Source organism: Pseudomonas sp. LBUM1666, assembly GCF_059695775.1.
The window spans coordinates 2198531-2220118 of sequence record NZ_CP166789.1; the positions used below are offsets into that span (position 1 = coordinate 2198531).

The 21588-nt window shown below is 59.9% G+C and carries 15 protein-coding genes; 11 read left to right on the forward strand and 4 right to left on the reverse strand.

Annotation, left to right across the window (positions count from 1 at the left end; translation table 11 throughout):
- Positions 1-172 precede the first annotated feature (172 nt).
- Positions 173-2011 carry a long-chain-acyl-CoA synthetase gene (locus ACA056_RS10005; RefSeq protein WP_497272349.1) on the forward strand — a complete coding sequence of 613 codons (1839 nt, stop codon included), beginning with the start codon at positions 173-175 and terminating at the stop codon, positions 2009-2011.
- Positions 2012-2122: 111 nt separating this feature from the next.
- Complete coding sequence (locus ACA056_RS10010) at positions 2123-2641, forward strand: ankyrin repeat domain-containing protein (protein WP_056740408.1); 519 nt, start codon at positions 2123-2125, stop codon at positions 2639-2641.
- A 230-nt stretch (positions 2642-2871) separates the two neighbouring features.
- Here ACA056_RS10010 and ACA056_RS10015 read toward each other — a convergent pair whose 3' ends face one another.
- Positions 2872-4212, reverse strand: a complete 1341-nt coding sequence (locus tag ACA056_RS10015) for a substrate-binding domain-containing protein (RefSeq protein WP_497272351.1) — start codon at positions 4210-4212, stop codon at positions 2872-2874.
- A gap of 190 nt (positions 4213-4402) precedes the next feature.
- Positions 4403-5215 carry an exodeoxyribonuclease III gene (gene xthA, locus ACA056_RS10020; protein ID WP_095128964.1) on the reverse strand — a complete coding sequence of 271 codons (813 nt, stop codon included), beginning with the start codon at positions 5213-5215 and terminating at the stop codon, positions 4403-4405.
- 325 nt (positions 5216-5540) lie between these two features.
- On the opposite strand from xthA, the gene ACA056_RS10025 reads away from it, so the two are divergent.
- From ACA056_RS10025 to ACA056_RS10055, 7 genes are all read left to right on the forward strand, one after another.
- Entirely contained in the window at positions 5541-6191 is a 651-nt protein-coding gene (locus ACA056_RS10025) for a GNAT family N-acetyltransferase (RefSeq protein WP_150656295.1), read from the forward strand.
- A 65-nt stretch (positions 6192-6256) separates the two neighbouring features.
- Positions 6257-7984, forward strand: a complete 1728-nt coding sequence (locus ACA056_RS10030; protein WP_497272354.1) for an autotransporter assembly complex protein TamA — start codon at positions 6257-6259, stop codon at positions 7982-7984.
- Entirely contained in the window at positions 7981-11655 is a 3675-nt protein-coding gene (locus tag ACA056_RS10035) for a translocation/assembly module TamB domain-containing protein (protein WP_497272356.1), read from the forward strand. The genes ACA056_RS10030 and ACA056_RS10035 overlap by 4 nt, the downstream gene beginning before the upstream one ends.
- A gap of 244 nt (positions 11656-11899) precedes the next feature.
- Positions 11900-12373, forward strand: a complete 474-nt coding sequence (locus ACA056_RS10040; protein ID WP_134422670.1) for a MarR family winged helix-turn-helix transcriptional regulator — start codon at positions 11900-11902, stop codon at positions 12371-12373.
- Positions 12370-13839, forward strand: a complete 1470-nt coding sequence (locus ACA056_RS10045) for an efflux transporter outer membrane subunit (RefSeq protein WP_497272358.1) — start codon at positions 12370-12372, stop codon at positions 13837-13839. Before ACA056_RS10040 ends, ACA056_RS10045 begins: the two co-directional genes overlap by 4 nt.
- A 15-nt stretch (positions 13840-13854) precedes the next feature.
- Complete coding sequence (locus tag ACA056_RS10050; protein ID WP_497272360.1) at positions 13855-15057, forward strand: HlyD family secretion protein; 1203 nt, start codon at positions 13855-13857, stop codon at positions 15055-15057.
- A 65-nt stretch (positions 15058-15122) separates the two neighbouring features.
- On the forward strand, positions 15123-16652 hold the full coding sequence (locus ACA056_RS10055) for a DHA2 family efflux MFS transporter permease subunit (RefSeq protein WP_095128971.1): 1530 nt from the start codon (positions 15123-15125) through the stop codon (positions 16650-16652).
- A gap of 185 nt (positions 16653-16837) precedes the next feature.
- Here the strand turns inward: ACA056_RS10055 and lpxH are convergent, their stop codons facing one another.
- Both lpxH and ACA056_RS10065 read right to left on the reverse strand, forming a co-directional pair.
- On the reverse strand, positions 16838-17584 hold the full coding sequence (gene lpxH / locus ACA056_RS10060) for a UDP-2,3-diacylglucosamine diphosphatase (RefSeq protein ID WP_497272362.1): 747 nt from the start codon (positions 17582-17584) through the stop codon (positions 16838-16840).
- The gene (locus ACA056_RS10065; RefSeq protein WP_131062340.1) at positions 17581-18084 is read right to left on the reverse strand and encodes a peptidylprolyl isomerase; all 504 of its coding nucleotides are present in this window, start codon (positions 18082-18084) and stop codon (positions 17581-17583) included. Before ACA056_RS10065 ends, lpxH begins: the two co-directional genes overlap by 4 nt.
- A gap of 260 nt (positions 18085-18344) precedes the next feature.
- Here ACA056_RS10065 and ACA056_RS10070 point away from each other — a divergent pair, with 260 nt between their 5' ends.
- Positions 18345-20045, forward strand: a complete 1701-nt coding sequence (locus tag ACA056_RS10070) for a glutamine--tRNA ligase/YqeY domain fusion protein (protein WP_497272364.1) — start codon at positions 18345-18347, stop codon at positions 20043-20045.
- A gap of 15 nt (positions 20046-20060) precedes the next feature.
- Positions 20061-21443: a cysteine--tRNA ligase gene (gene cysS / locus ACA056_RS10075; protein WP_497272366.1), complete on the forward strand. Its 1383-nt coding sequence runs from the start codon at positions 20061-20063 to the stop codon at positions 21441-21443.
- Positions 21444-21588 lie beyond the last annotated feature (145 nt).

The window sequence follows — 21588 nt, forward strand, 5'->3', positions numbered from 1 at the left end:
GTCGACATCGGTTCGATGGAACCAATTGCCCGGCGCAGGCTCACGATTTCAAATGCCGCAGCCGTGGATACAAATCATTTCAAAAACCGCGTGTACAGCTCAGGAACCGCTGACGTATTTTCGGCCTCAATCAACGCCGCCCGAACAATAAAAAGATCGACCGGGAGCAACCATGAGCCGCACGCCGCACGACACGATTACCTGGGGCATGATGCTCCGCAAGCTGCCTTCCATTGCCAAAGCCATTCCTCGCGTGGTGAAAGGTATGAAAGCCGCCAACGTCAAGGACCCGACCCAACCGTGTGGCCTGGGCTGGAGCTTCGAGCAAGCGACGTTGCGCAATCCCGATGGCCCGGCATTGCTGCAGGGCGAGGTGGCGCTGACGTATGCTCAGGTCAACCAATGGGCCAATCGCATTGCTCATCATCTGATTGCCCAAGGCATCCGCAAGGGCGATGTGGTGGCGGTCTTTATCGAGAATCGCCCGGAATTGCTGGTGACGATTCTGGCAGTGGCCAAGGTCGGCGGGATCAGTGCCTTGCTCAATACTTCGCAGACCCGCGATACCCTGGCTCACAGCCTGAACCTGGTGGCACCCGCGGCGATCATTGTCGGAGAAGAGCTGGTGCCGACGTTTTCGGCGGTGCGCGAACGGGTGTCGATCGACGCGGCGCGCACCTGGTTCGTCGCTGATCGAGACACCTTCAGCCATCCGGGGATTGCGCCCGACGGGTTCATCAACCTGATGACCGCCAGTGCCGACAGCTCCAGCGCCAACCCCGTCAGCAGTCAGCAGGTTTTTTTCGACGACCCTTGTTTCTATATCTACACCTCAGGCACCACCGGCTTGCCCAAGGCCGGGGTGTTCAAGCACGGCCGCTGGATGCGCAGCTCCGCCAGCTTCGGGCTGATCGCCTTGGATATGCGCCCGGAGGATGTCGTCTATTGCACCTTGCCGCTCTATCACGCCACCGGGCTGTGCGTGTGCTGGGGCTCGGCAATCAGTGGCGCCTCGGGCTTTGCCATTCGCCGCAAGTTCAGCGCCAGTCAATTCTGGAACGATGTGCGCAAGTACCGCGCGACCACCCTCGGTTACGTCGGTGAATTGTGCCGCTACCTGGTGGATCAACCGCCCAGCGTCGACGACAGCAAGCACAGCGTGACGAAGATGATCGGCAATGGCCTGCGCCCCGGCGCGTGGGGCGAGTTCAAGACACGTTTTGCGGTGAATCACATCTGCGAGCTCTACGCCGCCAGCGACGGCAACATCGGCTTCACCAACATCCTCAACTTTGATAACACTGTCGGTTTTTCCCTGATGTCATGGGAGTTGGCGGCGTACGACCACGACAGCGGCGCGCCGATTCGGGATGCCAAGGGCTTCATGCGCAAGGTTGCCAAAGGCGAGCAGGGACTGTTGCTGGCGAAAATCGACGACAAGGCACCGCTGGACGGCTACACCGATCCGCAGAAGACCGAAAAGGTAGTGCTGCACGACGTGTTCGAGAAGGGCGACCGTTACTTCAATACCGGTGACCTGCTGCGCAACATCGGTTTTGGTCACGCGCAGTTTGTTGACCGTTTGGGCGACACCTACCGCTGGAAGGGCGAAAACGTCTCGACCACCGAGGTCGAAAACATCCTTTTGCAACACCCGAATATTTCCGAAGCCGTGGCCTATGGCGTGGAAGTCCGCAACACCAACGGGCGTGCGGGGATGGCGGCGATTACGCCGGCCGAGTCCCTGGCGACCCTGGATTTCAGTGAACTGCTGGCCTTCGCTCGCGAGCAAATGCCGGCCTATGCGGTGCCGTTGTTCCTGCGGGTGAAGGTGAAAATGGAGACCACCGGCACCTTCAAATATCAGAAGACCCGGCTTAAGGATGAAGCCTTCGACCCCGGCAAAACCGGCGATGATCCGATCTATGCCTGGCTGCCGGGGACCCAGACTTACGTGCAGGTCACTCCGCAGTTGCTGGCGGATATTCACGGCGGCGCTTTTCGTTATTGAATGCAGCGCTATTGAATGTGGCTATGGCCTTCCATGAGAAAAAAGAAGTGACAGCCTCGGGGCTGCTCGGGAAACTGTCGGCTTTGCGAATAACAGAACGTGGAGTCCCCAATGTCAGACCAAAGCCGCCAGATGTCCCCCGAAGAAGCCGCTGAATTTGCCGAACAGGTATTCAACAAAGCGCGCGAGGGCGATGCGGCCATGATGGCTGCGCTGTTGACCAAGGGCCTACCGCCGAACCTGCGTAACCACAAGGGCGACACCTTGCTGATGCTGGCCGCTTACCACGGCCATGTGGAGACGGTAAAAGTCCTGCTCGAACACAAGGCCGACCCGGAAATCCGCAACGACAACGGCCAGAGCCCGATTGCCGGCGCGGCGTTCAAGGGTGATCTGGCTGTGGTCAAGGCACTGGTTGAAGGCGGCGCACAAGTGGAAGGTTCATCCTTCGACGGTCGCACTGCGCTGATGATGGCGGCGATGTTCAATCGCGTGGAAATCGTCGACTACCTGATCAGCAAAGGCGCCGACCCGAAAGCCAAGGACGCCAATGGCGTCTCTGCGCTGGATGCCGCCAAGACCATGGGCGCGGTGGACACCACGGCGCAGCTGCAGAAACTCCTCGGCTAACGGCTCAAGGAATCTTGAGGCAAACGAAAAACCTGTGGCGAGGGGATTTATCCCCGTTGGGTGGCGCAGCCACCCCATTCCAGTCACCTATGCTTCTCAAAAAGACCGCGTTATCCGGATTGACGACTGCTTCGCAGCCGAACGGGGATAAATCCCCTCGCCACAGATAATCCCCCTGCACACTGGTAAATCCACTGACGACAGTGTGGTCGGCCTGAATCAGGCGGGTCTCAATACACCCAAACCTCAACCCGCCGATTCTTGATTCGCCCCTCATCCGCGCTATTGGCCGCCACTGGCATCTCGGCGCCAAAACCACGAATCTCGCGAAACACCACGCCGCTTTTCACCAGTTCCCGCCGCACCGCCATGGCGCGCAGTTTCGACAGCAGATCGGCCCGCGCCGGATCACTCTTGGCGTCGCCAAACCCCACCAGCGTCACCTGCCGATTGGTCTTGTCACGCTGCTTTATATAGTCGAGTACCCGCGACAGGTCCTGTCGGGCCTTGTTGTCCAGCGTCGCACTGCCTTCTTCGAAACGGAAATTCACGGTCAGGCGCTGGGCGTGACGGCTGAGTGCCTGATAACCCTCCGGCATCAATGCATTCGGCGTGACCGTCATGGCCTGGATGGTCTGGGCGATGAAACCATTGGCCGCGACAATCGCCTGACCCTTGCTGCTTTGGGCGAACGCCACCAGTGCTTCGGCCCACGGATTTTTCCCATTGGGCGGCAGGTAAAAGAACAGCCGGCGGGACAACGGATAGTCTTCCGTAGCAATCAGGCTGTTGAGCGGCAACATGGCTTGGGATTGGCCATCGGCAATCGCCACGGCTTTGGCCTGACGCACGTAAGGCAAGCCGATGAAGCCGATACCTTGCTGGTCGAGGCTGACCGCGTCGGACAATTGTTCGCTGGATTCGAAACGTTTCGCAGCGCTGCTCAGCGTTTTCCCACGACGGCTGAGAACCAGTTCCTTGAACGTGTCATAGGTGCCTGATTGGTCATCCCGCGCATAGAGATGAATCGTCCCACCAGTGCCGCCGAGTTCTTCCCAGGTTTTTGCCTCGCCGCTGAAGATTCGCGCCAGTTGTTCGGTGTTCAGTTCGCGCAACGGATTTTGCGGATGAACAATGATCGCCAGACCATCGATGGCGATGACTTGCTCGGCGCCGGCGCTTTTAAAGTCGCCCAAGCGTGCAAGGTCTGCCCGTTCGCTGTCCTTGATCGGGCGCGAGGAGGCGGCGAGGTCGGCGGTGGCGGTTTTCAGGGCGGTGAAACCGGTGCTGGAGCCGTGGGCCGCGACGTCCACCGCGACCCGGCGGCCCTGAACGGTTTCGCCGACGACGCGCAGTTCGTTGGCTTTGTCCGGGGCCTCGCTGTGAATCTTGAGCAGGCCCTGTTCGCGCATCAATCCCTCAACCAGCGCCGGGCCCAATGCCGCGCCAATGGTGTTGGAACCCTGGATGCGCAGCACCGGGCCAGCCTCGGGCGTCGGCAACGCGCCAGCCGAAGCCGTCAGCGGCAGGCAGGCGCACAGCATCAACAGGAACAACACGCGCAGCGTCATGCCAGCACCTTATAAGCCAAAGGAAGTGCCGGGAGAATAAGTCAGTAAGGTTTCTGAAAGATGACAGTTTTCAAATGTGGGAGCGAGCCTGCTCGCGAAGAGGGCGTAACATTCAACGCAAATGTTGAATGTAAGACCGCTTTCGCGAGCAGGCTCGCTCCCACAGGTGATCTATGTCGACGGGCAGAGATCAGCTCAGCTCAAGCCAGATAGGCGCGTGATCCGACGGCTTTTCCATCCCGCGCAATTCGTAATCCACACCCGCATCCTTCACGCGTGGCAACAACCCGTGGGACGCCATGATCAAGTCAATCCGCAGCCCACGCTTGGGCTCATCCTCAAAACCGCGGCTACGGTAGTCGAACCAGCTGAAACGGTCGGCCACCTCCGGGTTCAAGTGACGGAAGCTGTCCACCAGGCCCCAGTTCTTCAAACGGGCCATCCACTCGCGTTCTTCCGGCAGGAAGCTGCATTTGCCGGTTTTCAGCCAGCGTTTCATGTTGTCCGGGCCGATACCGATGTCGCAGTCTTCGGGGGAAATGTTCACGTCGCCCATCACCACCACCGGCTGATCGTTGCTGAACTGGCTTTCCAGCAATTGTTGCAGATCGCTGTAAAAGCGTTCCTTGGCCGGGAACTTGGTCGGGTGATCGCGGCTTTCGCCCTGAGGGAAATAGCCGTTCATGATGGTCACCGGCACGCCATTGGCGTCGGCGAACGTGCCCCAGATGAAGCGGCGCTGAGCGTCTTCTTCATCGGTGGCGAAGCCTTTGTGCAGCGCGATAGGTTCCTGACGCGAGAGTAGGGCCACGCCGTAGTGACCTTTTTGACCGTGGAAATACACGTGATAGCCCAGCGCCTGAACCTCGGCCAGCGGGAATTGGTCGTCGTGAACCTTGGTTTCCTGCAGTCCGATCACATCTGGCTGATGCTTTTCGATCAGCGCCGCCAGCTGATGGGGGCGAGCGCGCAGCCCGTTGATGTTGAAGGAGACGATCTTCATGGTCGGCAGTCCTGGCAAAAGGGCGATGCTAGCTGACATGTAGGATCGGGGCCAGTCTGGGGTGAGGGCATTCACTGTGTTCTGTCAGATCTATATTGGCAGTTAGGGCCTCTTCGCGAGCAGGTCGAATCGTCGCACCGTCGCTCCCACAGGTTATGAGTCTGGTCTATACCTGTGGGAGCGACGGTGCGACGATTCGACCTGCTCGCGAAGACGGCTTAAGCAGCAACACTGATTCGGATCAGCAAGGAACTGTGCCAGCGCTATAGGCTCGTAACCAGAAGAGCGCCGTCATTTGAACAGCGCCCCGGGGAGAAATACCGTTATGCCCGAAACCTCGACCGTCATCGCCGATATTCACATGCTCGACAGCGGCTATTCCCGCGAAGCACGTTCGTTGCTGTACCAGGCTTACCGGCATGAGCCGACCTTCGGCTACCTGTTCGAAGCGGAGCGTCCCGGTTATGAACAGCGGGTCCGCGCCACCGTGCGCGAACTGGTCAAACAACACTTTCTTCAGGACTTGCCGGCCATCGGCCTGCTGGTCAACGACCGGTTGATCGGCATCGCGCTGATCGCGCCGCCGCAACGTCGCCTTGGCATCACAGAGAGTTGGGCCTGGCGTCTGCGCATGGTGCTCAGCACCGGGTTTCGCTGCACCCGACGCTATCTCGAGTATCACGATGCGGTGATGGCTTGCGTGCCGTCCGATTCGGTACACCTGCTCCCATTGCTGGGGGTTCATCCGCAATTTCAGGGCCAACACTTTGGCGAACAACTGCTGCAAGCGGTGCACAACTGGTGCGCGGTGGATGAGCACTCCGAGGGCGTAATCCTTGATACCGGGAATCCTCGTTATCTGGAGTTCTATAAGCGTCAGGGCTATGAGGAAATTGGTGAGGTCGCCGTAGGACCGATTCGCGAGCACGTATTTTTCCACGCCAATCCGCAGGTGTTACAAACAGCAACGGCATAAAGGTAGAACTTTAACCGCACGCCAGGCTCTATCACGCTCCCAAGCTCGTGATAGCATCCGCGCCTATGAAGTTTCCAGGAAGAATTACCAGCGGCGTGCTGATGCTGATTACCAGCTGCGCGGCGTTGGCGCAAAGTGAATTGGATGTGCGGATCAAACCGTCCAACGATGAACTGAAAGCCAATATAGAGGGCTATATCGGCAGCCTCGGCGATCGTGACGAAGAAGCCTTGCTGCGCTTCAGTCGGGGCGCCGAAGAACAGGCACGCAAGGCTGCCCAGGCCTTGGGTTATTACCAGCCGCAGATAGACACGGATGTGAAGGGCGGCAAAACACCGCGTCTGGTGCTGAATATCGAGCCCGGCGAGCCGGTGCATTTGCGCAACGTCACTGTTCGCATCGACGGCCCGGCCGCCGCCCTCAAATCCTTTCGTGTACCCAAAAGCAATGCGCTGAAAACCGGCGCCGTGCTCAACCATGGCCATTACGAAGACGCCAAGCGCCTGATTCAGAATCAGGCCTCGCGCTACGGTTTTTTCAGCGGTTACTTCAGCAGCCAGAAATTGTCGGTCGACCCGCGAGCCGGCGTTGCCGACATCGAACTGATCTACAACAGCGGCCCGCGTTATTCACTGGGTAAGGTCAGTTTCGAAGGTGACACGCCGTTCGACGAAGACCTGCTGCGGCGCATGGTGCCATTCAAAACGGGCGCGCCTTATGACTCCGAACTGATCGCCGAGCTCAATCAAGCCATGCAATCGAGCGGCTATTTCGAAAGCGTGCGGGTGGATGCGGCGCCGACGGCGTCCAAGAACGACGTGATCCCGGTGGACGTCAAACTCGAAACGCGCAAACCACGGACCATGGGTCTGGGACTGGGTTATTCCACCGACGTCGGCCCACGGGTCAAGGCCAACTGGACCCGACACTGGGTCAACCCTCAGGGGCACAGCTATGGCTGGGAGACCGAAGTTTCGGCGCCTCGGCAGAACGTCGGTGTGTTCTACGACATTCCCCTGGACCCGCCGCTGACCGATAAGCTGCGGTTCGCCGGTGGCTATCAAAATGAAGAAATCGCCGACAAGGACTCCCTCAGCAAACTGCTGACCATCGGCCCCGAGTGGCACAGCAAGCTGCCCAGCGGTTGGCAGCGGGTGGTGTCGCTCAAGTGGCAGCGCGAAGAATACAGGCTCGGCGACGACTCGGGGCTCAGTACGTTGCTGATGCCTGGCGTCAGCTATTCCTATCTTAAAAGTGATAACCGCATCGACCCGCACAACGGCTATCGCCTGGAATTCGAGACCAAAGTGGCCAAGGAAGGTTTGGGCTCCGACACCAACCTGCTTTACGGCACCGCGTTGGTGAAAGGCTTGACCACGGTCTTCGACAAACACCGCTTCCTCGGTCGGGTGCAGGTTGGCGGCAGCGCCACCAACGGCTACAAATCGGTACCACCGTCGTTGCGCTTCTTCGCCGGTGGCGATCAGAGCGTGCGCGGTTACGACTATCAGAGCCTGTCCCCGGAAAACTCCGAGGGTGACCGCATCGGTGGCCGTTACATGGTTGCCGGCAGCGTCGAGTATCAGTACTCCATCGCCGAAAAATGGCGGGTCGCGACCTTCATCGACCAAGGCAACTCCTTCAATACCCTCGAACTGCCGGACCTCAAGACCGGCATCGGTATCGGTGTGCGCTGGGTTTCTCCGGTAGGGCCGATACGCCTCGACCTGGCCCATGCGATGGACGACGACGGCGGCATTCGACTGCACTTTTCCATGGGGCCTGAACTGTGAAGCGTGGTTTGAAAGTAACGCTGCTGGCGATTCTGGCGCTGCTGATGCTGGTCGTTTTGACCGTGGCCACGGTGCTTGGCACGGCGACGGGCAGTCGTTGGGCGCTCGGCTTTGTGCCGGGTTTGACCGTCGAGAACTTCCAGGGCCGTTTGGGCGGACAGTGGAGTGCCGACCATGTGCTGTGGCAGCAGGACAGCAGTCGGGTTGAGCTGAACAAGGTGATTTTCGCCTGGTCGCCGCTGTGCCTGACGCGCATGACTCTGTGCATCGAGCAATTGAAAGCCGATCAGGTCAGTCTGCAATTTCCGCCAGGCACCGATGAAGACAGCAGCGGCGATATCGAGCTGCCGGATCTGAAGTTACCGTTGGCCATCGAATTGGGTGATGTCCAGGTCGGCAGCTTGCTGTTCAACGGCAGCGAAGAACTCAAGGGCCTGCAACTGGCGGCGCACTGGACGGTCAACGGCTTGCAGATCGACTCCGTTCATTTGGAAAGGGATGACCTGAGCCTGAATCTTTCAGGCCTGCTGCAACCCAGCGGTAACTGGCCGCTCAAAGCGGAAGGCAAACTGACCCTGCCAGCCCCTGGCACCGGGCCTTGGACGCTGGCCCTGAAGGTCGACGGCGATCTGCTGAAAACCCTGAACCTGAAAGCCGACAGCAGCGGTTACCTGAACGGTCAACTGACCGGCGAGCTGCAACCACTGGTGGAAAACCTGCCGGCCAAGGTGCGGATCACCGCTGACGGCTTCAAACCCAGCACCGATCTGCCGGACACCCTGCAATTCAACCAACTGGAACTGACCGGCGACGGCGACCTGAAAAACGGTTACCAGTTGCTCGGCAAAGCCACGTTGCCCGCAGAACTTGGCCCGGTCGCATTGCTGCTGCAAGGCAAGGTCGACGCCAACGGCGCTCAGATTGCCGGGTTGGACCTCACGGCCAACGACAAGCAAAACCTGAAACTCACCGGCAATCTCGATTGGAGCAAAGGCCTGAACGCCGACGCAAAAATCGACTGGCTGGATTTCCCGTGGCATCGCCTCTATCCGCTGATCGACGAGCCCGAAGTGGCGTTGCGCAGCTTCAACGGTGAAGTCTCCTACACCGACGGTAAATACATCGGTAATTTCAAAGCCGCACTGGACGGTCCGGCCGGCGCGTTCAGCCTGACCAGCCCATTCAGCGGCGATCTGACAAAAATCTACCTGCAACAAATTCAAGTCGAAGCCGGGCAGGGCAAGGCCGAAGGGCACCTGAACCTGCAATTCACCGACGGCATTGCCTGGGACACGGCGCTGGACCTGTCGGCGATCAACCCGGCGTACTGGGTCGCGGAATTACCAGGCATCCTGGCCGGACCGTTGCGCAGCAAAGGCGAGATGAAGAATGAAAAACTCAGCCTGACCGCTGATCTCGACTTGAAAGGCAAACTGCGCGGCCAACCGGCAGTGATCCAAGCCAAAGCCGATGGCGGTGGCGAGCAATGGAATCTCAGCGCGTTGCAAATTCGCCTCGGCGACAACAGCATCAACGGCAAGGGCAGCCTGCAACAGAAGCTTGCCGGCCAGATCGATATCAAGCTGCCGCGCCTGGCTCAGCTGTGGCCGCAACTGCGCGGTCAGCTCAATGGTCGCGTCGATGTCGCGGGGACACTCGAGGCCCCGCAAGGCAAGCTCGGGCTGCAAGGCACGCAACTGGCCTTCGAAGACAATCGCCTGCAAAGCCTGAATCTGGACGCCACCCTCGACAGCGCGCAACGGGCCAAAATCGACCTCAAAGGGAGCGGCATTCAGGCCGGTGAGACGTCACTGGGGACGCTGACCGCCAGCGGCCAGGGCGATATCAAAAACCAGAAACTCAGCCTCGACCTGCAAGGGCCGAAGCTGAAACTCGCGCTCGGCCTCGACGGCAATCTGGACAAAGGCAATTGGCGTGGGCGCCTGGCCAGCGGCGATATCCAGGCCGGGGGGCAGGACTGGAAGCTGCAAGGTCCGGCAAAGCTTGAACGGCTCGCGGACGGCAAGATCAATTTTGGCGCTCATTGCTGGACATCCGGCCCGGCCAGTCTGTGCGGTGAGGATCAGCGCCTGATGCCTGAGCCGAAGCTGCGTTATCACCTCAAACAGTTCCCGATCGACAGCCTGGCGCAGTGGTTGCCGAAGGATTTCGCCTGGAAGGGCCGGCTCAACGCCGACCTGCAACTGGACCTGCCGGCCAGCGGCCCGAACGGCCAGATCAGCGTCGATGCCAGCGGCGGCACGTTGCGCATCAAGGAAAAGGACCAGTGGCTGGACTTCCCGTACCAGACCCTGAAACTCAACAGCAAACTTACGCCCAAGCGCATCGACACTGACCTCAATTTCGTCGGCGGCAAGCTCGGTGAGCTTATGCTCCAGGCGCAGATCAATCCTTTACCGAAGGACAAGCCACTGACCGGCTCATTCCGTTTGAATGGGCTGGACCTGTCGGTGGCGCGGCCATTCGTGCCGATGGTCGAGAAACTGACCGGACGCTTGAATGGCAGTGGCACGCTCGCAGGTACGCTGCTGGCGCCGCAGGTCAACGGCAATCTGCTGCTCAGCGACGGCGAGATTTCCGGGCCTGAACTGCCGATGGACCTCGAAGCGCTGCAACTTCAAGCCGTGATTGCTGGCGAAACCGTGCAATTGAACGGCGGCTGGAAAAGCGGCAAGAGCGGGCAGGGCACCTTGAACGGCAACATCGCTTGGGGTCAGGCGTTGGTGGTGGATCTGGTGCTCAAAGGCACGCAATTGCCAGTCACCGTCGAGCCCTACGCCAAGCTGGAAATGGCGCCGGACCTGAAGATTTCGGTGAAGGACGACAAACTGGCGATTGCCGGCAAGGTACTCGTGCCGAAAGGCGAGATCATCGTGCGCGAGTTGCCGCCATCGACGGTCAAGGTGTCCGATGACACGGTGATCGTCGGCCAGCAGACCGAAGAGGGCAAACCCCCGATGGCCATGGCGATGGACATCGATGTGGTGGTCGGGCAGGACAAACTCAGCTTTGCCGGGTTTGGCCTGACCGCCAACCTGCAAGGTCATGTGCACATCGGCGACAACATGGACACCCGCGGCGAGCTCTGGCTCAACGATGGGCGTTATCGCGCCTACGGTCAGCGATTGACGGTGCGCCGGGCACGTTTGCTGTTTGCCGGCCCGATCGATCAGCCGTATCTGGACATCGAAGCGATTCGCCAGACCGAAGACGTGATCGCCGGCATTCGCCTGAGCGGCAGCGCCGAGCAGCCGACGACCCAGATCTTCTCCGAGCCGGCGATGAGTCAGGAGCAGGCGTTGTCCTATCTGGTGCTGGGGCGTCCGCTGAGCACCAGCGGTGAGGACAACAATATGCTGGCTCAAGCCGCGCTGGGGTTGGGCTTGATGGGCAGTTCGGGGGTGACCAGCGGGTTGGCCAAGAACCTGGGCATTCAGGACTTCCAGCTCGACACCCAGGGCAGCGGCAACGCAACCAGCGTAGTGGCCAGCGGCAATATCTCCGAGAAGCTCAGCCTGCGTTATGGCGTTGGCGTGTTCGAGCCGGCCAACACCATCGCCTTGCGTTACAAGCTGAGCAAGAAGGTTTACCTCGAAGCCGCCGGCGGCGTGGCCAGTTCGCTGGACATCTTCTACAAGCGGGATTTCTAAACCCCGCTCCTTCAAAAAACCGAGGCGCTCCCATCGCGAGCAAGCTCGCTCCCACAGAGATCACACCGAACCTGTGGGAGCGAGCCTGCTCGCGAAGGGCGCGCTGCGGTCGTCGATCAGTAGCAACTTTCCTCGCCATTTATCAGCCAAATAGCAAGCAACCTAACTATTACGTTGACATTCGCTGCCTAGGCAGTAACATCTCGACATACATTCTCTGCCTAGGCAGCTAATTGGTGGTCAGATGAAACATTTCACCCCAGACGCATTCCACACTTGCCATCTCGGCCTCCTGCTCGGGCGCGCTGCGCTGCTCAAGGACCGGATCATCGACACGCACATGGAACCCCACGGCATCACCGCCGCGCAGTTCAAAGTGCTGATCATCATGGCCCAGTTTGGCGTCGATACCCCGGCCGAGCTGTGTCGTCACCTGTCGCTGGACAGCGGATCGATGACCCGCATGCTCGATCGTCTGGAACAGAAAGGCTTCCTCGCCCGCCAACGCTCCGAAGCGGATCGCCGTCAGGTTCAGCTGGTGCTGACCGAGCAAGGCCAGCAGTTGACTGACCGCCTGCCGGAGATCGGCGCCGACGCCATGAATGAACTGGCCGGCGCGATCACCCCAGAGGAGTTGAAAACCCTCGAACAGATCCTGAAGAAAATTTTGGTGGCAGCCGGTGACTCGATCACCCTGCTGCGGGTAGGTGACAAATGAGCAGTAAAACCCTGCGTACCGGCCTGAGCCTGGTGCTGGCGGCCATGACCCTCGCGGGTTGCGCCAGCTACAGCGGCCTGACCACCGAAGGCAAAAGCCTCGATGCGAAAACCCTCAAGGCCGGGCAATCCCTCAGCGGTGTGACCCTGTCGCCCGCGGCATGGCCGAAAAGCGACTGGTGGAAAAGCCTCGGCGACCCACAGCTCGACGGCTTGATCCGCGAAGCCCTGCACGACAGCCCCGACATGCAAATCGCCGACGCCCGCGCCCATCAGGCCAGTGCCGCCGCCTATGCCGCCGACGCCGCTCGTATGCCAACCCTCGATGCCAGCGCTGGCGTCAGCCGTTCGCGTCTGGCCCGGGATCAGGACCCGAGCGGGCAGGGTGATACCTACTCCACCGTGCGTAATATCAGTGCCAGTTTCAATTACAACTTCGACCTCTGGGGCGGTCAGCGTGATGCCTGGGAAGCCGCACTGGGCCAGGCCCGTGCTGCCGAAGTCGATCAACAGGCCGCTCAGCTGACGTTGTCCGCCGACGTGGCTCGCGCCTACAGCGATCTGGGTCAGGCGCATATCCTCTATGACCTGGCCAGTGAAGACCTCAAGCGCACCAAACAAATGCTCGACCTGAGCCAGCGCCGCCTGAGTTCGGGGATCGACAGTCAGTACCAGTTCCAGCAAACCGAGAGTCTGGAAGCCACGTCCGAAGCCAGCCTGATCGACGCCGAAAAACACCTGCAAAGCGCGAAAATCGCCTTGGCCGTGCTGCTCGGTAAAGGCCCGGATCGCGGCAATGAAATCGCCCGGCCGAAAATCCTTCAAGCCAGCGCTGTAGCGTTGCCATCGGTGCTGCCGGCCGAGTTGCTTGGGCGTCGTCCGGACCTGGTGGCCGCGCGTTGGCGGGTCGAGGCGGCGAGCAAGAACATCGACGCCGGCAAAACCCGGTTCTATCCAAACTTGAACCTTAGCGCTGCGGCCGGTGCCGAGTCGTTGCTGGGCGATGCGATGTTCGGTTCCGCCAGTCGTTTCTTCAATATTGCGCCGACGATCTCGGTGCCGATTTTCGACGGCGGCCGTCTGCGTGCCGACCTCGATTCCCGCGACGCCGACTACGACCTCGCGGTGGCGCAGTACAACAAAAGCCTGGTGAAAGCGCTGGGGGATGTCAGCGACACCATCAACCAGTTGCGCGATATCGGCCGGCAGATCGGGGCGCAGCAGCGCGCCACCGACATTGCCCAGGATTCTTACAACACGGTGGTGGAACGTTACGGTTCCGGCATCGGGAACTACCTGGACGTGCTCAGCATCGAGCAGCAATTGCTCCAGGCCCAGCGTCAGCTGGCCAACCTGAATGCCGAGCAGATCGACCTGTCGATCCAACTCATGCAAGCGCTGGGCGGCGGCTTCCAGGGCGAAACCCTGGCCGCAGCCAACGCAACCCCAGCCACGCAGCACAACTAATTCAAGGTAATTGTCATGGCCACTGCCGAAAACACACAAACCCCTGACAACACTCAAGACACGAGTAATTCGCGCAAACGCAAAGTCATGCTGGTAGTGCTCGCGATCGTGGTGATCCTCGCCGGTGTCGGCGTCTGGGGTTATCACGAATTTTACGGTCGCTGGAACGAAAGCACCGACGACGCCTATGTGAACGGCAACGTGGTGGAAATCACGCCGCTGGTCACCGGCACTGTGGTCAGCATCGGCGCCGACGATGGCGATCTGGTCCATGAAGGCCAGGTGTTGGTCAACTTCGACCCGAATGACGCCCAAGTCGGGCTGCAAAGTGCCCAGGCCAACCTGGCCCGCACCGTGCGCCAAGTGCGCGGCTTGTACAGCAACGTCGACGGCATGAAAGCCCAGGTCAACGCCCAGCAGGCCGAAGTGCAAAAGGCCCAGGACAACTTCAATCGCCGGAAAAACCTCGCCGCGGGCGGCGCGATTTCCCAGGAAGAACTGTCCCATGCTCGCGACGACCTGACCTCGGCGCAAAACGCCTTGGCCAACGCCAAACAGCAACTCAAAACCACCAGCGCGCTGGTCGACGACACCGTGGTGTCGTCCCATCCAGACGTGATGTCCGCTGCCGCGCAATTGCGTCAGGCTTACTTGAACAACTCCCGCAGCACCTTGATCGCGCCGGTGACCGGTTACGTGGCCAAGCGTTCCGTGCAACTGGGTCAACGCGTCCAGCCGGGCACCGCATTGATGGCGGTCATTCCGTTGGATCAGCTGTGGATCGACGCCAACTTCAAGGAAACCCAGCTGCGTGACATGCGCATCGGTCAGCCGGTGGACATCGAAGCTGACCTCTACGGCAGCGATGTGAAGTTCAGCGGCACCATCGACAGTCTCGGCGCCGGTACCGGCAGCGCGTTTGCCTTGCTGCCCGCGCAGAACGCCACCGGTAACTGGATCAAGATCGTCCAGCGTGTGCCGGTGCGGATTCACATCAACGCCGAAGAACTGGCCAAGCACCCGTTACGCGTTGGCCTGTCGACTCAGGTCGATGTGAACCTGCGTGACCAGAGCGGCCCGGTGCTGGCGCAACAGCCGCCGCAAAAGGCCTCGTTCAGCACCAACGTCTATGACCGTCAGTTGGCCGAGGCCGACGCGATGATCACTCAGTTGATCCATGACAACAGCGCTGCGGTCAGCAAAACCGTTCAACGCTGATTCGCCAATCCCTCAGCGACGCCCGTTAAAAGGCGCCGCGCCAGCCAAGTTTCAAAGGATTCGCGATGAGCAATAACGCCTCTTTTACACCGCCCAGCCTGTTGCTCAGCACCATCGGCCTGTCGCTGGCGACCTTCATGCAAGTGCTCGACACCACCATCGCCAACGTGGCGCTGCCGACGATTTCCGGCAACCTGGGCGTGAGTTCGGAGCAGGGCACTTGGGTGATTACTTCGTTCGCCGTGAGCAACGCCATTGCGCTGCCGCTGACCGGTTGGCTCAGCCGGCGCTTCGGCGAGGTGAAGCTGTTTCTCTGGGCGACGATTCTGTTCGTGCTGGCTTCGTTTCTGTGCGGTATCTCGACCTCGATGCCGGAACTGATTGGCTTTCGGGTGCTTCAAGGCCTGGTGGCAGGTCCCCTGTACCCGATGACTCAAACGCTGCTGATTGCCGTCTATCCGCCGGCCAGGCGTGGCATGGCCCTGGCATTGCTGGCGATGGTCACGGTGGTGGCGCCGATTGCCGGGCCGATTCTGGGCGGCTGGATCACCGACAGTTACAGCTGGCCGTGGATCTTCTTCATCAACGTGCCGATCGGGGTTTTTGCGGTGATGGTAGTGCGCCAGCAACTCAAGGCGCGGCCGGTGGAAACCAGCTACCAGCCGATGGATTACGTCGGTTTGATCACCCTGATCATTGGCGTCGGCGCCTTGCAGGTGATCCTCGACAAGGGCAATGACCTGGACTGGTTCGAATCGAACTTCATCCTCATCGGCGCGGCCATTTCGGTGATTGCGCTGGCGGTGTTCGTGATCTGGGAAATGACTGACAAACACCCGGTGGTCAATCTGCGGCTGTTCGCTTATCGCAACTTCCGCATCGGCACCATCGTGCTGGTGTTGGGTTACGCCGGGTTCTTCGGGATCAACCTGATTCTGCCGCAATGGCTGCAAACCCAGATGGGTTACACGGCGACCTGGGCGGGGCTGGCGGTGGCGCCGATCGGTATTTTGCCGGTGCTGATGTCGCCGTTTGTCGGCAAGTACGCGCACAAATTCGACCTGCGACTGCTGGCCGGGCTGGCGTTCCTGGCGATTGGCCTGAGCTGCTTCATGCGTGCCGGGTTTACCAACGAAGTGGACTTCCAGCACATCGCCTTGGTCCAGTTGTTCATGGGCATTGGTGTGGCGCTGTTCTTCATGCCGACCTTGAGCATTCTGATGTCGGACCTGCCACCGAGCCAGATCGCCGACGGCGCGGGCCTGGCGACGTTCCTGCGGACGTTGGGCGGCAGTTTTGCGGCTTCGTTGACGACCTGGATCTGGATTCGCCGGGCCGATCAGCACCACGCCTATATGAGCGAAAGCATCAGCACCTATGAGCCGGCTACCCGCGAGGCGCTGAACAGCCTGGGCGGGGCGAGCAATCCGGCGTATGCGCAACTGGATCATGTGCTGACCAGTCAGGCGTACATGCTCTCCACCGTGGATTACTTCACGTTGCTGGGGTGGGCATTCATGGGCTTGATTGTGCTGGTGTGGCTGGCGAAACCGCCGTTTGCGGCGAAGGCGGGGCCGGCGGCGTCTGGGCATTGAGTTGCTAGGCTTGGGATCGCCCCCTCACCCCAGCCCTCTCCCCACGGGGGAGAGGGGAAAGGGAGCCGATCTCCATGCTTTTCAAACCTGAGTTCGACTCGATTTTTCAGGTCGATGTAAATCCAAGAACGCCTCGGTCAGTCCCCTCGCCCCTCTGGGGAGAGGGTTAGGGTGAGGGGTGGTTTTCAGCCGTTCGATAAACCCAGCGGTGCGGCAAAGTCGAACGGCGCCAACGCAAACCCATTCTCATCCACCTGCAACGCCCACCCCTGACGGTCCCAATCCCCCAACACAATCCGCTTGGCCGCCTGCTCGCCAATCTGCAATTTGTGAATGGCCGGGCGATGGGTATGCCCATGAATCAAGGTCTTCACGCCATAGGCCTGCATGATCCGCGGCACTTCTTCCGGCGTGACATCCACAATGTCATTGGCCTTCATCCGCGTCTGCGCACGGCTTTCACTGCGCAGCTTGCGCGCCAGTCTATGGCGAGTCCGCAAAGGCAAGTGCCGCAGGATGAACAGGGTGATCGGATTACGCAGATAGCGACGCAGCTTCATATAAGCCTCGTCGCGGGTGCAGAGGCTGTCGCCGTGCATCAATAGCACCGGCTCGCCGTATAACTGCACGACACTCGGGTCTTTCAACAATGTACAGCCGGCCTGTTTGCAGAAGGCCTGGCCGAGCATGAAGTCGCGATTGCCGTGCATCAGAAAAATGGCCGTGCCGCTGTCGCTGAGTTCGCGCAGGGCCTGGCAGATGGAACGCTGGAAGGCTGTCATGGCATCGTCGCCAATCCACGCCTCGAAAAAGTCGCCCAGAATGTACAACGCACTCGCTGAGCGGGCGCGTCCGGCGAGCAAATCCAGAAACGCCCGGCTGATGTCCGGGCGCTCCTCTTCCAGATGCAAGTCTGAAATCAGCAGTATCACTCAATGATCTCGGCTTTCTCGATGATCACGTCTTCTGCTGGAACGTCCTGGTGGCCGGATTTCATGGTGGTGGAAACACCTTTGATCTTGTCCACGACGTCGGTGCCGGCAACGACTTTGGCGAATACCGCGTAGCCCCAGCCCTGAGTGGTCTTGGCGCTGTGGTTCAGGAAGCTGTTGTCAGCCACGTTGATGAAGAACTGGGCGGAAGCCGAATGCGGCTCCATGGTGCGCGCCATGGCAACGGTGTACTTCTCGTTCGGCAGGCCGTTGTCGGCTTCGTTCTGGATGCTTGGGCGCTTGTCTTTCTTTTCTTTCATGCCTGGCTCGAAACCGCCGCCCTGGATCATGAAGTTACCGATGACGCGGTGGAAAACAGTGTTTTCGTAGTGACCGGCATTAACGTATTCGATGAAGTTGGCAACGGTCAGCGGTGCCTTTTCAGCGTTCAGTTCCAGGACGATGTCGCCATGGTTTGTTGTCAGTTTGACTTGGGTCATGATCGGTACTCTTGATATGAATTCGTGGGTTTCGGGGCATTACGGCCCTCCACCGGTCCGGCCAATATCGGCCAAGATGCGCAGTTTAGCGTGCCGGGCGCGAATTTCGAGGCTGTTTTTCATTTGCATCCGATTAAATGCAGCCGTTTTTTGCCCTGCGCTGTCAGCGACTTGACGGCATCGGCTATGATAAGCCCCTTTGTTTTAACCGCCGCTTTGATTTGGCCAACTGGCCGCGCACTTGTACGTTCAAGGATCCTATGAGCAAGCCCACTGTCGACCCTACCTCGAATTCCAAGACCGGCCCTGCCGTGCCGGTCAATTTCCTGCGCCCGATCATCCAGGCGGACCTGGACTCGGGTAAGCACACGCAGATCGTCACCCGTTTCCCGCCAGAGCCCAACGGCTACCTGCACATCGGTCACGCCAAGGCGATTTGCGTGAACTTCGGCCTGGCCCAGGAATTTGGCGGCGTCACGCACCTGCGTTTCGACGACACCAACCCGGCCAAGGAAGACCAGGAATACATCGACGCGATCGAAAGCGACGTCAAATGGCTGGGCTTCGAATGGTCCGGTGAAGTGCGCTACGCCTCGCAGTATTTCGACCAGTTGCACGACTGGGCCGTTGAGCTGATCAAGGCCGGCAAGGCCTATGTCGATGACTTGAGCCCTGAACAGGCCAAGGAATACCGTGGCAGCCTGACCGAGCCGGGCAAGAACAGCCCATTCCGCGATCGCTCCGTGGAAGAAAACCTCGACTGGTTCGCCCGTATGAAGGCCGGCGAGTTCAAGGACGGCGCACGCGTGCTGCGGGCCAAGATCGACATGGCCTCGCCGAACATGAACCTGCGCGACCCGATCATGTATCGCATCCGTCACGCTCACCACCACCAGACCGGTGACAAGTGGTGCATCTACCCGAACTACGACTTCACCCACGGTCAGTCGGACGCCATCGAAGGCATCACCCACTCGATCTGCACCCTGGAGTTCGAAAGCCATCGTCCGCTGTACGAGTGGTTCCTCGAGAATCTGCCCGTGCCGGCGCAACCGCGTCAATACGAATTCAGCCGTCTGAACCTGAACTACACCATCACCAGCAAGCGCAAGCTCAAGCAACTGGTCGATGAAAAGCACGTATTCGGCTGGGACGATCCGCGCATGTCCACGCTGTCGGGCTTCCGCCGCCGTGGCTACACGCCTGCGTCGATCCGCAATTTCTGCGACATGGTCGGCACCAACCGTTCTGACGGCGTCGTCGATTTCGGTATGCTCGAGTTCAGCATCCGTCAGGATCTGGACCAGAACGCTCCGCGCGCCATGTGCGTGCTGCGTCCGTTGAAGGTGGTGATCACCAACTACCCGGAAGACCAGGTCGAGAACCTCGAACTGCCGCGTCATCCGCAGAAAGAAGAACTGGGCGTGCGCAAGCTGCCGTTCGCCCGTGAAATCTACATCGACCACGATGACTTCATGGAAGAGCCGCCAAAAGGCTACAAACGCCTGGAGCCGAACGGCGAAGTGCGTCTGCGCGGCAGCTACGTGATCCGTGCCGACGAAGCGATCAAGGACGCCGATGGCAACATCGTCGAACTGCGTTGCTCCTACGACCCGGAAACCCTGGGCAAGAACCCTGAAGGCCGCAAGGTCAAAGGCGTGGTGCACTGGGTGCCGGCCGCGGCCAGCGTCGAGTGCGAAGTGCGCCTGTACGATCGCCTGTTCCGCTCGGCCAACCCTGAGAAGGCCGAAGACAGCGCCAGTTTCCTGGACAACATCAACCCTGATTCGCTGCAAGTCCTCACCGGTTGTCGTGCTGAACCCTCGCTGGGCAATGCACAACCGGAAGACCGTTTCCAGTTCGAGCGCGAAGGTTACTTCGTCGCAGATATCAAGGACTCGAAACCAGGTGCTCCGGTATTCAACCGTACCGTGACCTTGCGTGATTCGTGGGGCCAGTGATTCAAGGAACCTAAAGTGCTTACGATCTACAACACGCTCACCAAGAGCAAAGAAGTCTTCAAGCCGCTGGATGGCAACAAGGTGCGCATGTACGTCTGCGGGATGACTGTGTACGACTACTGCCACCTGGGCCACGGCCGCAGCATGGTCGCGTTCGACCTGGTGACCCGCTGGTTGCGGTTCAGCGGCTACGACCTGACTTACGTGCGCAACATCACCGACATCGACGACAAGATCATCAATCGCGCTCGTGAAAACGGCGAGTCGTTCGAAGCGTTGACCGAGCGCATGATCACAGCGATGCACGAAGACGAAGCACGCCTGAACATCAAGAAACCGGACATGGAGCCGCGTGCCACCGGGCATATCCCCGGCATGCACTCGATGATCCAGACCCTGATCGACAAGGGCTACGCCTACGCCCCGGGCAATGGCGACGTGTATTACCGCGTCGCCAAGTTCATGGGCTACGGCAAGCTGTCGCGCAAGAAGATCGAAGACCTGCGCATCGGCGCGCGGATCGAAGTCGACGAGTCGAAACAGGATCCGCTGGACTTCGTGCTGTGGAAAGGCGCCAAGCCGGGCGAGCCGAGCTGGCCTTCGCCGTGGGGCGACGGTCGTCCGGGCTGGCACATCGAGTGCTCGGTGATGTCGACCTGCTGCCTGGGCGAGACCTTCGACATTCATGGCGGCGGCAGCGACCTCGAGTTCCCGCACCACGAAAACGAAATCGCCCAGAGCGAAGCGGCCACCGGCAAGACCTACGCCAACGCGTGGATGCATTGCGGCATGATTCGCATCAATGGCGAGAAGATGTCCAAGTCCTTGAACAACTTCTTCACCATTCGCGACGTGCTGGAAAAGTACCACCCGGAAGTCGTGCGTTACCTGCTGGTGTCGAGCCACTACCGCAGCGCGATCAACTATTCGGAAGACAACCTCAAGGACGCCAAAGGCGCACTCGAGCGTTTCTACCATGCGTTGAAAGGCCTGCCGAGCGTGGCACCTGCTGGCGGCGAAGCTTTTGTCGAGCGTTTCACTCAGGTGATGAACGACGACTTCGGTACACCGGAAGCCTGCGCGGTGCTGTTCGAGATGGTTCGCGAGATCAACCGTCTGCGTGAGAACGATCTTGATGCGGCGGCAGGTCTGGCAGCGCGCTTGAAGGAATTGGCTAGCGTGCTGGGTGTGTTGCAGCTCGAAGCTGATGACTTCCTGCAGGCCGGTGCTGAAGGGCGGGTTGATGCGGCTGAGGTTGATGCGCTGATTGCCGCGCGTCTGGCAGCTCGTGCTGGTAAAGACTGGGCCGAATCCGACCGCATCCGCGACCAGCTCACCGCCATGGGTGTGGTGCTGGAAGACGGTAAAGGCGGCACGACCTGGCGTCTGGCTGACTGATTGCTGCGTTCGTTACAAACAAAACCCGCCTTGTGCGGGTTTTTGTTTTTCTGCTGGTTGGGGGGGGCAGTGGTGTCCTGAGATTTCGCCCTCACCCTAGCCCTCTCCCCCAGGAGAGGGGACTGATTGGGGGATGTTTTGGACA

Bases quoted from the DNA above. Each gene is read 5' to 3' on its own strand.
- ACA056_RS10065 (WP_131062340.1), bottom strand. From the start codon at position 18,084: ATGACCCAAGTCAAACTGACAACAAACCATGGCGACATCGTCCTGGAA.
- ACA056_RS10005 (WP_497272349.1), top strand. From the start codon at position 173: ATGAGCCGCACGCCGCACGACACGATTACCTGGGGCATGATGCTCCGC.
- xthA (WP_095128964.1), bottom strand. From the start codon at position 5,215: ATGAAGATCGTCTCCTTCAACATCAACGGGCTGCGCGCTCGCCCCCAT.
- ACA056_RS10010 (WP_056740408.1), top strand. From the start codon at position 2,123: ATGTCAGACCAAAGCCGCCAGATGTCCCCCGAAGAAGCCGCTGAATTT.
- ACA056_RS10055 (WP_095128971.1), top strand. From the start codon at position 15,123: ATGAGCAATAACGCCTCTTTTACACCGCCCAGCCTGTTGCTCAGCACC.
- ACA056_RS10015 (WP_497272351.1), bottom strand. From the start codon at position 4,212: ATGACGCTGCGCGTGTTGTTCCTGTTGATGCTGTGCGCCTGCCTGCCG.
- ACA056_RS10045 (WP_497272358.1), top strand. From the start codon at position 12,370: ATGAGCAGTAAAACCCTGCGTACCGGCCTGAGCCTGGTGCTGGCGGCC.
- ACA056_RS10070 (WP_497272364.1), top strand. From the start codon at position 18,345: ATGAGCAAGCCCACTGTCGACCCTACCTCGAATTCCAAGACCGGCCCT.
- ACA056_RS10050 (WP_497272360.1), top strand. From the start codon at position 13,855: ATGGCCACTGCCGAAAACACACAAACCCCTGACAACACTCAAGACACG.
- ACA056_RS10040 (WP_134422670.1), top strand. From the start codon at position 11,900: ATGAAACATTTCACCCCAGACGCATTCCACACTTGCCATCTCGGCCTC.
- ACA056_RS10030 (WP_497272354.1), top strand. From the start codon at position 6,257: ATGAAGTTTCCAGGAAGAATTACCAGCGGCGTGCTGATGCTGATTACC.
- ACA056_RS10025 (WP_150656295.1), top strand. From the start codon at position 5,541: ATGCCCGAAACCTCGACCGTCATCGCCGATATTCACATGCTCGACAGC.